We start from the raw sequence: 14,608 nt of genomic DNA, 5'->3' as shown, positions 1-14,608 counted from the left end.
ATGACTTTTCGATTTTCACGGCGCGCTCGCCTCGGGCAGCGGCAGCTGGCTTCTGAGCTGCAGGTTCAGGCCGCCATTGCTGAACGGCGCGAACTGGAAGATGCGCGGCAGCTGGCTGCTGTCGAGCCGGAAGCTGAACTTGACCAGGTAGTCCACATCGCTTGCGAGCTCATCGGCGCTGGCGATCTTCCAGTTGCGCACGCGCTTGACCACGAGCATCACTTCTTCGAGGCTGTCAAAGCTCTGGCCCAGCGAGGTCACCGCGCCGGCGTCGGTCAGCGGCATGCTCGAGACATGCAGGCGCCAGCGCCGGGTCAGCGGCTGGTAACTCACGCGCAGGTAGCGGGCGGTTTTCTTGACGGTCTTGTCGCGCCAGTACCAGCGCTCGGAGATGACCTCGGCCTCCTGCACAAAGTACAGCGCCACGCCTTTGTTGAGGGCATCTTCGATCTGGTCGGGCAGCGCAAACTGCAGCGCCACCGTGGCAAAGGCACCGTCGGCATTGCGCACCAGCTGCAGCTCGACCTTTTTCTCATTCTCCGACGCCATGGCCGGTGCCGCTGCGGCACAGCACAGCATCAGCGCAAGGAGGAAATGGTGGATCAATCGCATACGGACGGGCTCAACGAAGCGGCTTGTGCAGCAGCGCGTAGTAAAAACCGTCATGGTCGCGCGCCAGGCTGCCCAGGCTATTGTGACCGGCCTCGCGCAACTGTGGCAACAAATGCCCTGGCGCAGGCAGGCGTTGGGCATCGGCGTGGCGGCGGAGGAACTGCGCCACCTGGCCCTCGCCCTCTTCATGGAAGACCGAGCAGGTGCAGTACAGCAGCCGGCCGCCGGGCACGACCAGGGGCCACAGGGCTTCGAGCAGCTGGCGCTGGATGGCGGCGAGCTGCGCGATGTCGGTGGCGCGGCGCAGCCAGCGCACATCGGGCTGGCGGCGCACGATGCCCGAGGCCGAGCAAGGCGCATCCAACAAAATTGCATCAAATTGCTGCAACCCGTGGCGCGCTTGCACCGCCGGCAGCCAGCTGGCCACTTCGCTGCCGCTGGCCACCACCACATCGGCCTGCAGTGACAGCCGCGCCAAGGTATCGCCAATGCGTTCGGCGCGCTTGGCATCGATCTCCAGCGCCACCATGTCGATGGGGCGCTGGGGCGTGGCGGCTTCCAACAGATGCGCGGTCTTGCCGCCGGGCGCGGCGCAGGCATCGAGCACATGCAGCGCGCGGCCATCGTGCGGCTGCAAGCCATCGAGCAGCAGCGGCGCGGCCATCTGGGCGGCGCTGTCCTGCACCGAGACCCAGCCCTGCGCAAACTGCGGCAGCTGGTCCACCGGCACGCCGCGCGTCAGCACCAGGCCGGCCTCGCCCACGCCCACCACGGCCTCGATGCCCGCTTCATCCAGCAGCGCCAGGTAATCGGCGCGGCTGCAGCGCTGCAGGTTCACGCGCAAGGCCATCGGCGCCTGCGCATTGTTGGCCGCCACAATGGCCTGCCAATCTTGCGGATAGTCCTTTTGCAGGCGCCCCAGCCACCACTGCGGGTGGTTGTACTGCGCCACCGGCTCCTGGGCCACGGCGCGCAGCAGGTCATCGCGCTCGCGCAAAAAACTGCGCAGGCAGCCATTGATGAAGGCCGATTGCGACTTGGTGGCCGAGCGCTTCTTGGCCGCATCCACCGCCTGGTTCACCACGGTGAAGGCGTCGTAGCGCGGCACCTCGGGCAGCAGCAAGGCCAGCGCCGTGCACAGCAAGGCATCGACCGCGCTGGCAGGCTTGCGCGGGGCCAGCTCGGCACGCACGGCATCTGCGGTGCCCAGCACGCGCAGCACATCCATCAGCAAGGCCTGCACGCCGGCGCGCAGCGCGGGCTCTACCCCGCCCAACACGGCGCGGGCAGATTGCCCCTGGCGCACATCCTGCAAGGCGCGCGCCACCGCCAGCAGCTGGGCGGACAGGCTGGGGCCCTGGTTGGTGTTGGGCGCTGTGGCGGCCCGGGAGGGTTGTCGTGGACGGGAAGGGAGGTTCATGCCGAAGGAGTGCAATGGCCTGGGTGCCGCTGCGGATCAAAAGGAATACTAATCGATATGCCCCAGGAGGCCTCTGCGCGTGCAGAGCCTGCCTGGTAAAGACGCTGTGCAAAGTGACCTGCTTCAGACACGAAATGGAGCAGAGGACTTTGCACAGAGCCATCATCAGGGCGCGTCAGCAGCCGGGCTGCCAGGCATTAAAAAACCCGTAATTCCGCGGCGCGAAATTACGGGTCTTGCTCAGCCCAACCTGACCGATAGGTATCGGTCAGGGATTGGCGGCTTAGTCAGCAGCAGGGTCTGCAGCGCTGTCGGCAGCGGCCACCGCTTCTTCCGACACACCGGCCAGATCGGCCGCTTCTGCATCGGCGATGGCGCGGCGCTCGGCCTCGTCCATCTCGTCCTTGGCCTTGCGTGCCTGGTGGTAAGCCAGACCGGTACCAGCGGGGATCAGACGACCCACGATGACGTTTTCCTTCAGGCCACGCAGCTCGTCGCGCTTGCCCATGATGGCAGCCTCGGTCAGCACGCGGGTCGTTTCCTGGAAGGAAGCGGCCGAGATGAAGGAGTCGGTCGACAGCGAAGCCTTGGTAATACCCAGCAACACGTTGGAGTAGACCGCTGGGATCTTGCCATCGCGCTGTGCAGCTTCGTTGGTGTTGAGCACTTCGGAGCGCTCGACCTGCTCACCCTGGATGTAGGAGGTATCACCTGGGGCTTCGATGACCACGCGGCGCAGCATCTGGCGAACGATCACCTCGATGTGCTTGTCGTTGATCTTCACGCCTTGCAAGCGGTACACGTCCTGCACTTCGTCAACGATGTAGCGCGACAGCTCTTCGATACCCAGCAGGCGCAGGATGTCCTGCGGATCGGCTGGGCCGTCGACGATCAGCTCGCCCTTGTTGACCACCTGGCCTTCGTGCACCAGGATGTTGCGTTCCTTTGGAACCAGCTCTTCCCAGACCTTGCCTTCCAGATCGGTGATCTGCAGGCGCACCTTGCCCTTGGTTTCCTTACCGTAGGACACGGTACCGGTCATCTCGGCCAGCGCGCCCTTGTCCTTCGGCGTACGGGCTTCGAACAGCTCGGCCACACGTGGCAGACCACCGGTAATGTCGCGGGTCTTCTGGCCTTCCATAGGAATACGGGCCAGCACTTCGCCGGGGCCCACTTCCTGGCCATCACGCACCTGCAGCAGAGCGCCGACCTGGAAGCCGATCGTCACCGCGTGGTCGGTACCAGGAATCTTGACTTCCTGGCCGTTGGCATCCGCCAGCTTGACCTGCGGACGCACCACCTTGGCAGAACCACGGTGCTTCGGATCGATCACCACCAGGGTGGACAGACCGGTCACTTCGTCGACCTGCTTGGCCACGGTCAGACCTTCTTCCACATTCTCGAACTTCACCTGACCGGCGTATTCGGTAATGATGGGTCGGGTCAGCGGATCCCAGTTGGCCAGCACGGTGCCCGCCTTGATCTGTTGATCAGGCTTGATCGACAAGATAGCGCCGTAAGGCATCTTGTGACGCTCGCGCTCGCGGCCGTACTCGTCCTGGATCACGATTTCGCCGGAGCGGGAAATCACAACCAGTTCGCCCTTGTTGTTGGTCACATAGCGCATCTGTGGGTTGAAGCCCACGATACCGTTGGACTTGGCTTCCACGCTGGAGGCCACAGCCGCACGCGAAGCCGCACCACCGATGTGGAACGTACGCATGGTCAGCTGCGTGCCAGGCTCACCGATCGACTGGGCAGCGATCACACCGACGGCTTCGCCGAGGTTGATCATGCCGCCACGGCCCAGGTCGCGGCCGTAGCAGGTAGCGCACAGACCAAAGCGGGTTTCGCAGGTCAGTGCGGTGCGCACCTTCACTTCGTCCACCCCAGCCGCTTCCAGATCTTCGATCAGGTCTTCGTCCAGCAGGTCGCCGGCCTTGGCCAGCACCGCGCGGGTTTCGGGGTGCAGCACTTCGTCCGCAGCGGTACGGCCGAGGATACGGTCGCGCAGCGATTCGATCACTTCACCGCCTTCCACCACAGCGCGCATCAAGGTGCCGTTGTGCGTGCCGCAGTCGAGCTCGGTGATCACCAAGTCCTGCGTCACGTCCACCAGACGACGCGTCAGGTAACCGGAGTTAGCCGTCTTCAGCGCCGTATCGGCCAGACCCTTACGGGCACCGTGGGTGGAGATGAAGTACTGCAACACGTTGAGGCCTTCGCGGAAGTTCGCGGTAATAGGCGTCTCAATGATCGAGCCATCGGGCTTGGCCATCAGACCACGCATACCTGCCAGCTGGCGGATCTGTGCGGCCGAGCCACGGGCGCCGGAGTCGGCCATCATGTAAATCGCGTTGAACGATTCCTGATCGACTTCGTTGCCATGGCGGTCAATGACCTTTTCCTTGGCCAGCTGGGCCATCATGACCTTGGAGACTTCGTCACCGGCCTTGCCCCAGATGTCCACCACCTTGTTGTAGCGCTCGCCAGCCGTCACCAGACCGGAGACGTACTGCTGCTCGATTTCCTTCACTTCCGCTTCGGAGCGGGCGATGATCTCGGCCTTTTGCGGTGGCACCAGCATGTCGCCAATGGCGATCGAGATACCGGAGCGCGTTGCCAGACGGAAGCCGTTTTGCAGCAGCTTGTCGGCGAACACCACGGTTTCCTTCAAGCCACACTTGCGGAACGAGATGTTGATCAGCTTGGAGATTTCCTTCTTCTTCAACGTCTTGTTGATCGAAGAGAAAGGCATACCCTTGGGCAGAATCTCGGACAGCAGCGCGCGGCCCACGGTGGTTTCCACCAGCTTGGTCGTCGGCTCGAACTCACCCGAGGCCTTGTTCTTGTTCCACTCGGTCAGACGCACGCTGATCTTGGTGGCGCGCTCGACCTGCTCGGCATCCAGTGCGCGTTGCACTTCGCCGATGTCGGAGAACACCATGCCTTCGCCCTTGCCGTTGATCCGCTCACGGGTGGCCTGGTACAGGCCCAGCACCACGTCCTGAGAAGGAACGATCGAGGGTTCGCCCGAAGCGGGGAACAGCACGTTGTTGGAGGCCAGCATCAGGGTGCGGGCTTCCATCTGTGCTTCCACCGACAGCGGCACGTGAACAGCCATCTGGTCACCGTCGAAGTCAGCGTTGAATGCCGCGCAAACCAACGGGTGCAGTTGCAGGGCCTTGCCTTCGATCAGGATAGGCTCGAACGCCTGAATACCCAGACGGTGCAGCGTAGGCGCACGGTTGAGCATGATCGGATGCTCGCGAATCACCTCTTCCAGGATGTCCCACACCACGGGGGTGCCGGTTTCCACTTCCTTCTTGGCGGCCTTGATGGTCGTGGCGATGCCACGCGCTTCGAGCTGCGCGAAGATGAAAGGCTTGAACAGCTCCAGCGCCATCAGCTTGGGCAGACCGCACTGGTGCAGCTTGAGCGTTGGGCCCACGGTAATCACGGAACGACCGGAGTAGTCGACGCGCTTACCCAGCAAGTTCTGACGGAAACGACCGCTCTTACCCTTGATCATGTCGGCCAGCGACTTGAGGGCACGCTTGTTCGCGCCGGTCATGGCCTTGCCACGGCGGCCGTTGTCCAGCAGCGAGTCGACCGCTTCTTGCAGCATGCGCTTTTCATTGCGGGCAATGATCTCTGGGGCCTTGAGCTCCAGCAGGCGGCGCAGACGCGAGTTACGGTTGATGACGCGGCGGTACAGGTCGTTCAGGTCGGAGGTCGCAAAGCGGCCGCCATCCAGCGGCACCAGCGGACGCAGATCGGGAGGCAGCACAGGCAGCACTTCCATCACCATCCAACCGGGCTTGATGCCGGACTTCTTGAACGCTTCGAGCAGCTTCAGGCGCTTGGCGTTCTTCTTGACCTTGACTTCGGAGCCGGTCAGGTCGTTGCGCAGGCGCTCGATTTCCGAGTCGATCTCGATGCCTTCGAGCAGGTCCTTGATGCCTTCGGCGCCCATCTTGGCCACGAATTCATCACCGTACTCTTCGACGTTCTTGTCGTACTCGTCTTCCGACATGATGCTGAACTTCTTCAGCGGGGTCATGCCGGGGTCGGTCACCACATAGGCTTCGAAGTACAGCACGCGTTCGATGTCGCGCAGGGTCATATCCAGCACCAGACCCAGGCGCGATGGCAGGGACTTGAGGAACCAGATATGGGCGCAAGGCGCGGCCAGGTCGATGTGACCCATGCGTTCGCGGCGCACCTTGGTCTGCGTGACTTCAACGCCGCACTTCTCGCAGATCACACCGCGGTGCTTCAAGCGCTTGTACTTGCCGCACAGGCATTCGTAGTCCTTGATCGGGCCAAAGATCTTGGCGCAGAACAGACCATCGCGCTCGGGCTTGAAGGTACGGTAGTTGATGGTCTCGGGCTTCTTCACTTCACCGAAAGACCACGAACGGATCTTTTCGGGCGAAGCCAGGCCGATTTTGATGGCATCGAAATGCTCATCAGGCGTGAATTGTTTGAACAGGTCGAGTAGCGATTTCATAGACTCTTTCCCCCTTCAATTAAGAACGTTCCAGTTCGATGTCCAGGCCCAGGGAACGGATTTCCTTGACCAGCACATTGAACGACTCCGGCATGCCGGCTTCGATAGCGTGTTCGCCCTTGACGATGGATTCGTACACCTTGGTACGGCCCACCACGTCATCGGACTTCACGGTCAGCATTTCCTGCAGCACATAAGCGGCGCCATAGGCTTCCAGCGCCCACACTTCCATTTCACCGAAACGCTGACCACCGAACTGGGCCTTACCGCCCAGAGGTTGTTGCGTCACCAGCGAGTAAGGACCGGTGGAGCGGGCGTGCATCTTGTCATCGACCAAGTGGTGCAGCTTCAGGTAGTGCATGTAGCCGATCGTGGTGGGGCGCTCGAAGCGCTCACCGGTGCGGCCGTCATACAGGTAGGCCTGCGTGCGTGGCTCGGTCAGACCCTTGCGTGCCTGGATGTCATCCGGGTACGCCAGCTTGAGCATGTCCTTGATTTCCTGCTCGGAAGCACCGTCGAACACCGGCGTTGCGAAAGGCACGCCGTTCTTCAGGTTCTCCGCCATGAACATGATCTGGTCATCGGACAGTTGCTTGAGGTCTTCCTTGCGACCGCGGCTGTTGTACACCTCTTCGAGGAAGGAGCGCACTTCAGTGGCACGGGCTTCGGCCTGCAGCATGTCACCGATACGCTGGCCCAGGCCCTTGCCGGCCCAGCCCAGGTGGACTTCAAGCACCTGACCGATGTTCATGCGCGAAGGCACGCCCAGCGGGTTCAGCACGATGTCGGCGGTGGTGCCATCGGCCATGAAAGGCATGTCTTCCACCGGCACGATCTTGGAGACCACACCCTTGTTACCGTGACGGCCGGCCATCTTGTCGCCAGGCTGCAGACGGCGCTTGACGGCCAGGTAGACCTTGACCATCTTGAGCACGCCAGCGGGCAGCTCGTCGCCTTGCGTGAGCTTCTTGCGCTTTTCTTCGAAAGCCAGGTCGAAGTTGTGGCGTTGCTGCTCGATGGAGTTCTTGATGGACTCCAGCTGCGCGGCGACGTCGTCTTCGGCAGGGCGGATATCGAACCAGTGGAACTTCTCCACGCCGTCCAGATAGGCCTTGTCGATCTTGGTGCCCTTGGCCAGCTTTTGTGGGCCGCCATTGGCCACGCGGCCGTTGAGCAGCTTGGCGATACGATCGAACGCATCGGCTTCCACAATACGCAGCTGGTCGTTCAGGTCCAGACGGAAACGCTTGAGTTCGTCGTCGATGATCTGCTGGGCGCGCTTGTCGCGCGTGATGCCTTCACGGGTGAAGACCTGCACATCGATCACGGTACCTTGCGAGCCCTGGTCCACGCGCAGCGAGGTGTCCTTCACATCGGACGCCTTCTCACCGAAGATGGCGCGCAGCAGCTTCTCTTCTGGGGTCAGCGTGGTCTCGCCCTTTGGCGTGACCTTGCCCACCAGCACATCGCCGGGCTGCACTTCTGCACCCACGTAGATGATGCCGGACTCGTCCAGACGGTTGAGTTGCTGCTCGGACAGGTTCGGGATGTCGCGTGTGATTTCCTCGGCACCCAGCTTGGTGTCACGGGCCATCACCACCAGCTCCTCGATGTGGATCGAGGTGTAGCGGTCTTCAGCCACCACGCGTTCGGAGATCAGGATCGAGTCTTCGAAGTTGTAGCCGTTCCAGGTCATGAAGGCGATCAGCATGTTCTGACCAATGGCGATTTCGCCCAGGTCGGTCGATGCACCGTCGGCAATCACGTCACCCTTGGCCAGCTTGTCGCCGCGGCGAACCACGGGACGCTGGTGGATGTTGGTGTTCTGGTTGGAACGCTGGTACTTGATGAGGTTGTAGATGTCCACACCCACTTCACCGGCCACAGCTTCTTCGTCGTTCACACGGATCACGATACGGGTCGCGTCCACGTAATCGACGATACCGCCACGGGTAGCCGTCACGACGGTGCCCGAGTCGACCGCTGCAACGCGCTCGATACCGGTACCAACCATGGGCTTTTCAGGGCGCAGCACAGGCACGGCCTGGCGCGACATGTTGGCACCCATCAATGCGCGGTTCGCGTCATCGTGCTCGAGGAACGGAATCAGCGACGCAGCCACCGACACGATCTGTGCGGGCGACACGTCCATGTACTGCACGCGCTCGGCGGACAGCAGGGTCGATTCACCGTTTTCACGGGCAGAGACGAGGTCACCGGTGAGGCGGCCTTCGGCGTCGAGCTCGGCATTGGCCTGCGCGATCACGTACTTGCCTTCTTCGATGGCCGACAGGTAGTCCATCTGATCGGTCACCTTGCCATCGATCACGCGACGGTAAGGGGTTTCGATGAAACCGTACTCGTTCAGACGCGCGTACAGAGCCAGCGAGTTGATCAGACCAATGTTGGGACCTTCAGGCGTTTCGATCGGGCAGACGCGGCCGTAGTGGGTCACGTGCACGTCACGCACTTCGAAGCCTGCGCGTTCGCGGGTCAGACCGCCTGGGCCCAGAGCGGAAACACGGCGCTTGTGCGTGATTTCAGCCAGGGGGTTGGTCTGGTCCATGAACTGCGACAGCTGCGAGGCGCCGAAGAATTCCTTCAGGGCGGCCGAGATCGGCTTGCTGTTGATCAGGTCGTGCGGCATCAGGGGCTCTTGCTCAGCCTGGCCCAGACGCTCCTTCACAGCCTTTTCGATACGTGCCAGACCGGTGCGGTACTGGTTTTCGGCCAGCTCGCCCACGCAACGCACGCGGCGGTTGCCCAAGTGGTCGATGTCATCGACTTCACCCTTGCCGTTGCGCAGATCCACCAGGATCTTCACGACTTCGAGGATGTCTTCGTTGGACAGCACCATGGGGCCGATCGCGGTGTCGCGGCCGATCTTGGCGTTGAACTTCATACGGCCGACACGCGACAGATCGTAGGTGTCTTCGTTGTAGAACAAACGCTGGAACAGCGCCTGCACGGCGTCCTCGGTGGGAGGCTCACCAGGGCGCATCATGCGGTAGATGGCAACGCGTGCAGCGAACTCGTCAGCGGTTTCATCGGTGCGCAGGGTCTGCGAGATGTAGGCGCCGTGGCTCAGCTCGTTCGTGTAGATGCAAGCCAGATCCTGGATGCCAGCTGCGCGCAGCTTCTTGAGCAGCGCTTCGGTCATCTCTTCGTTGGCCTTGGCGATGATTTCACCGGTGTCAGGGTCAACGATGTTCTTGGCAGCGACGCGGCCGAGCAGGAAGTCTTCAGGCACGCTGATGAACTTGGTGCCCGATTGCTCCATCTCGCGGGTGTGGCGCGCGGTGATGCGCTTGTCCTTGGCGACGACGACCTTGCCCGACTTGTCGGTGATGTCAAAGCGCGCGACTTCACCCTTGAGGCGGTCAGCCACAAATTCCATTTGCGCGCCGCTGTCCATCAGGCGGAAGTTGTCGTTCTCGTAGAACGTCGCCAGGATGGACTCGGGCGTCATGCCGATGGCCTTGAGCAGAATCGACACCGGCATCTTGCGGCGGCGGTCCACACGGAAGAACAGCAGGTCCTTGGGGTCGAACTCGAAGTCCAGCCAGGAGCCGCGGTAAGGGATGATGCGAGCCGAGAACAGCAACTTGCCCGAGCTGTGCGTCTTGCCCTTGTCGTGTTCAAAGAACACGCCTGGCGAGCGGTGCAGCTGCGAGACGATCACGCGCTCGGTGCCGTTGACGATGAATGAACCTTTGTCCGTCATCAGGGGCACTTCGCCCATGTAGACTTCCTGCTCCTTCACTTCCTTGACCACCTTGGATTGGGGCGTGGAGGATTCACGGTCATAGATAATCAACTGCACCTTGGCACGCACAGCGGACGAGAAGGTCAGACCACGGGTCTGGCATTCGCGCACGTCGAAAGCGGGCCTGGCGAGGTTGTACTCGACAAACTTCATCTCCACAAAACCGTTGTGCGAGACGATGGGGAAAGCCGAGTTGAAGGCAGCTTGCAAGCCTTCATCAGTACGCTTTTTGGGGGCCGAGTCTGCTTGCAAAAATGCGGTGTAAGCATCTTTTTGCATTTGCAGCAGGTAAGGCACTTCGAGCACGCTATCGCGGCTGCCGAAACTTTTGCGGATTCGCTTGCGTTCGGTGTAAGAATAGGCCATGAGATCTCCGGGCAAAGACATGAGTCCTGGGTCTTCGACGACACCCCCGCGAGGGGGTTGCAGCTTGGTGGGTTGGCCACTACCAACCATGGCAGACGGTGGTGCATTGCACACCACCCGAACCAAGGGGTTTTCTAGTGTCGGATGTTAGAAAACACTAAAAATCAGCCATCAACGGCCAGTTTTTGGTGTGCTCTAGCGAACGATATTCCAGAAGCGCCAAAGGCTGGAGCACCTTTTCGGGTACTCCAGCCTTGAAAAAGCCCTCAATTACTTGAGTTCGGCCTTTGCACCAGCGTCCACCAGCTTCTTAGCAGCGGCTTCAGCGTCAGCCTTAGGCATAGCTTCCTTCAGAACCTTAGGAGCGCCGTCGACCATGTCCTTGGCTTCCTTCAGACCCAGACCGGTGATTTCACGCACGGCCTTGATCACGCCAACCTTGTTAGCGCCGGCTTCCAGCAGCACCAGGTTGAACTCGGTCTTTTCTTCAGCAGCAGCAGCGGCACCGCCACCACCAGCAGCAGGAGCGGCCATAGCAGCAGCGCTCACGCCAAACTTCTCTTCAATTGCCTTGACCAGGTCGTTCAGTTCCAGAACAGTCATGCTGTCCAGGGAGGTCAAGAATGCGTCTTTATCGAATGCCATTTTGATTTCCTAAATATATCGGTTGGTTTTGCCGCGCTTAAGCTGCAGCGACTTCGGCGACTTCCGCGCCTTCGCCCTTTTTGGCCGCCAGTGCGCCCAGCACAACGGCCGTACGCGAGATTGGCGACATGAGCAAGCCACACAATTGGGCCAGCAGCACTTCCTTGGAAGGCACGCTTGCCAGTTGCTTAACGCTGTTAGCGTCCAACGCCTTTCCTTCGAATGCACCACCGCGAATCACCAACTTGTCGTTGGTCTTCGCGAAATCGGCCACTACCTTGGCAGCGGCGATTGCATCTTCAGAGAAACCGTAGATCAGCGGGCCGGTCATCTGGTCAGCGACCACTTCAAAGCTGCTACCAGCAACAGCGCGACGAGCCAGGGTGTTCTTCAGAACACTCAGCGTCACGCCTTGCTTGCGTGCTTCCACACGCAGCTTCGTCATGTCAGCGACCGTGATGCCGCGGTATTCCGCGAACACAAGCGTTTGAGCTTTAGCGGCGAGGCTGGTCACTTCATTGATGACCGCTTCTTTCTCACTGCGATTCAGACTCAAGGTCTACTCCTTCAAATGCGCATTAGGAGCGAACTCCACCTGCGCGCTCTTGTTGCAGCGACCAACTGTTTTGGAAATTCATCCATCTGCAGCGGGATCGCCATCTGCGTTGGCAAAAAGATTTAAGTGATCGAATCACACCAACGGTCTTGGATGGCCTGGCATGGCGTCTTTTTCAAAACCCCTTGCCAGCCCACCACACCAGACAGGTGCAAGCACCTGCCTGACGATTTTTTTAGCAATTACGCTGCGATGGTCTGTGCATCGACGCGCACGCCGATACCCATCGTCGACGACACCGCCACCTTGCGCAGGTACAGACCCTTGCTGGTAGCTGGCTTTGCCTTGTTCAGAGCATCGATCAGGGCTGCCAGGTTGCCTTGCAGCTTGTCGTTCTCGAACGAGCGGCGGCCGATGGTCGAGTGAACGATACCAGCCTTGTCAACGCGGAACTGCACCTGACCTGCCTTGGCGTTCTTCACAGCCGTAGCGACGTCCGGAGTCACGGTGCCCACCTTGGGGTTAGGCATCAGACCACGTGGGCCCAGGATTTGACCCAGGGTACCAACGATACGCATCGCGTCAGGCGCAGCGATCACGATGTCGAAAGGCATGTCACCAGCCTTGACCATCGCGGCCAGCTCGTCCATACCCACGATATCGGCACCAGCGGCCTTGGCTTCTTCAGCCTTGGCGCCTTGTGCGAACACGGCCACGCGGGTGGTCTTGCCGGTGCCGTTAGGCAGCACGACAGCGCCACGAACCACTTGATCCGACTTCTTGGCGTCCACGCCCAGCTGGATAGCCACGTCGATGGATTCGTCGAACTTGGCCGTTGCCGCGTCCTTGACGATTGCAACTGCATCAGCGAATGCGTACAGCTTGGTGGTGTCCACCTTGCCTTGCAGGGCCTTTTGCTTCTTGGTCAACTTTGCCATCTTAGAGGCCCTCCACCGTAACGCCCATCGAACGGGCGGAACCAGCCAGCGTGCGCACAGCGGCGTCAACGTCAGCAGCGTTCATGTCCTTCAGCTTGGTCTTGGCGATCTCTTCCAGCTGAGCGCGGGTGATCTTGCCGACCTTCGTGGCCAGAGGGTTCGAAGAACCCTTGTCCAGCTTGATCGCCTTCTTGATCAGCACCGTTGCGGGTGGGGTCTTGATGACGAACGTGAAGCTCTTGTCCGCAAAAGCGGTGATCACCACAGGCAGTGGCAGACCTGGCTCGACACCTTGGGTCTGGGCGTTGAACGCCTTGCAGAATTCCATGATGTTGAGACCACGTTGACCCAGCGCTGGACCAATGGGTGGCGATGGATTGGCTTTACCAGCTGGCACTTGCAGCTTGATGAAGCCGACAATTTTCTTTGCCATTTATAGCTCCTTACGGGTAAAAACGCCCGCACTGCATAGCGCGGGCTCCCCGGGGGTTAAGACTCTGTTTAGGCACCGAGTCCGTAAGTGCATGAAAATGAATCAGGTTTTTTCGACCTGCGCAAATTCCAGCTCAACCGGAGTTGAACGGCCAAAGATCATAACAGAAACGCGAAGTCGACTCTTTTCGTAGTTTACTTCTTCGACAGATCCGTTGAAGTCCGTGAACGGACCTTCCTTGACGCGGATGAATTCGCCCACCGTGAATTCGATCTTGTGGCGTGGCTTATCCGAGCCTTCTTCCATCTGCAGAACGATCTTCTGAACTTCTGCTTCGGAGATGGGTGCCGGACGGTTCTTGGCACCGCCCACAAAACCCGTCACCTTGCTGGTGTGCTTGACCAAGTGCCAGGTGTCGTCATCCATGACCATCTCGACGAACACATAACCGGGGAACAGGCGGCGCTCGGTGGTCTTCTTCTGACCATTGCGCACTTCCACCACTTCCTCGGTAGGCACCAGGATGCGACCGAACTTGCTTTGCATGTCCGAGCGGTGAATGCGCTCCAGGATATTGCGCTCGACGGCCTTCTCCATGCCCGAGTAGGCATGCACGATGTACCAGCGCAGATCGGGATTAGCAGCACTCATAGGCGCCTCAGCGCCTGTGTTGGTTGTTTCGTCCGTGTTCGACATTACTTCCTCCAGCCCAGAACCAGGTCATACAAGACCCATTCCAGCGTTTTATCAGTCATCCACAAGAACAAAGACATGATGACCACAAACGCGAACACGTAGGCGGTCATCTGCAGCGTCTCTTTACGCGAAGGCCAAACAACCTTCTTGACTTCACGCCAGGAGTCCTTGGCAAAACCAACAAATTGCTTACCTGGTTCAGACACCAGAAAAACGGTGACAGCCGCAATGAGAGCCACAATCAGCACGGCCCACTGGGCAATCGCACCTTGTTTGGCCAACAGGTAAAAACCGGCGATACCGGCGATGACCAATGCAGCTACGGCGAACAGCTTGAGCTTGTCCGCACCAGAACTAACAGTTTCAACTTGTGTAGCAGCCATGTCGACAATTCAGAGATGAAAATAGGCATCACTCAAGACGCCGAAGCCCGCCTTGTAATCAGGCGGGCTTGGTTGACCACTTATTCAGTGGCAGGGGCAGTAGGAATCGAACCTACAACCTTCGGTTTTGGAGACCGACGCTCTGCCAATTGAGCTATACCCCTACGAAATCAATACTTACGCAATGATCTTGGCAACCACGCCAGCGCCCACGGTACGGCCGCCTTCGCGAATAGCGAAACGCAGACCTTCTTCCATAGCGATGGGGTTGATCAGCTTG

10 protein-coding genes, 1 tRNA gene and 1 pseudogene are annotated in these 14,608 nt (G+C 60.2%); all 12 read right to left on the bottom strand.

What is annotated here, in order from left to right:
• Positions 1-15 precede the first annotated feature (15 nt).
• A complete protein-coding gene (locus DCO45_RS21960; RefSeq protein WP_165841254.1) occupies positions 16-612 on the bottom strand; it encodes a DUF4390 domain-containing protein in 597 nt (198 codons plus the stop codon).
• Positions 613-622: 10 nt separating this feature from the next.
• Positions 623-2,032: a 16S rRNA (cytosine(967)-C(5))-methyltransferase RsmB gene (gene rsmB / locus DCO45_RS21955; RefSeq protein WP_116927796.1), complete on the bottom strand. Its 1,410-nt coding sequence runs from the start codon at positions 2,030-2,032 to the stop codon at positions 623-625.
• A 283-nt stretch (positions 2,033-2,315) separates the two neighbouring features.
• A complete protein-coding gene (gene rpoC, locus DCO45_RS21950) occupies positions 2,316-6,545 on the bottom strand; it encodes a DNA-directed RNA polymerase subunit beta' (RefSeq protein ID WP_116927795.1) in 4,230 nt (1,409 codons plus the stop codon).
• 19 nt (positions 6,546-6,564) lie between these two features.
• Positions 6,565-10,677, bottom strand: a complete 4,113-nt coding sequence (rpoB, locus tag DCO45_RS21945) for a DNA-directed RNA polymerase subunit beta (protein WP_116927794.1) — start codon at positions 10,675-10,677, stop codon at positions 6,565-6,567.
• Positions 10,678-10,947: 270 nt separating this feature from the next.
• Positions 10,948-11,322: a 50S ribosomal protein L7/L12 gene (gene rplL / locus DCO45_RS21940; protein ID WP_021025386.1), complete on the bottom strand. Its 375-nt coding sequence runs from the start codon at positions 11,320-11,322 to the stop codon at positions 10,948-10,950.
• A gap of 37 nt (positions 11,323-11,359) precedes the next feature.
• Entirely contained in the window at positions 11,360-11,878 is a 519-nt protein-coding gene (gene rplJ, locus DCO45_RS21935) for a 50S ribosomal protein L10 (protein ID WP_021025387.1), read from the bottom strand.
• Positions 11,879-12,120: 242 nt separating this feature from the next.
• Positions 12,121-12,816: a 50S ribosomal protein L1 gene (rplA, locus tag DCO45_RS21930; RefSeq protein WP_021025388.1), complete on the bottom strand. Its 696-nt coding sequence runs from the start codon at positions 12,814-12,816 to the stop codon at positions 12,121-12,123.
• A gap of 1 nt (position 12,817) precedes the next feature.
• Positions 12,818-13,249, bottom strand: coding sequence for a 50S ribosomal protein L11 (rplK, locus tag DCO45_RS21925; protein ID WP_021025389.1), 432 nt, complete (start codon positions 13,247-13,249; stop codon positions 12,818-12,820).
• Positions 13,250-13,351: 102 nt separating this feature from the next.
• On the bottom strand, positions 13,352-13,945 hold the full coding sequence (nusG, locus tag DCO45_RS21920; protein WP_021025390.1) for a transcription termination/antitermination protein NusG: 594 nt from the start codon (positions 13,943-13,945) through the stop codon (positions 13,352-13,354).
• Positions 13,945-14,328 (bottom strand): preprotein translocase subunit SecE, encoded by a 384-nt coding sequence (gene secE / locus DCO45_RS21915; RefSeq protein ID WP_021025391.1) that lies wholly within the window; start codon positions 14,326-14,328, stop codon positions 13,945-13,947. Before secE ends, nusG begins: the two co-directional genes overlap by 1 nt.
• A gap of 88 nt (positions 14,329-14,416) precedes the next feature.
• Positions 14,417-14,492, bottom strand: a tRNA-Trp gene (locus DCO45_RS21910).
• 13 nt (positions 14,493-14,505) lie between these two features.
• Positions 14,506-14,608, bottom strand: a pseudogene (locus DCO45_RS21905) (elongation factor Tu); the annotation flags it as partial.

This window comes from Comamonas sp. JNW (assembly GCF_003105075.1).
Classification (GTDB): Bacteria; Pseudomonadota; Gammaproteobacteria; order Burkholderiales; family Burkholderiaceae_C; genus Comamonas; species Comamonas squillarum.
This window is presented reverse-complemented; position numbering and strand designations above follow the sequence as displayed.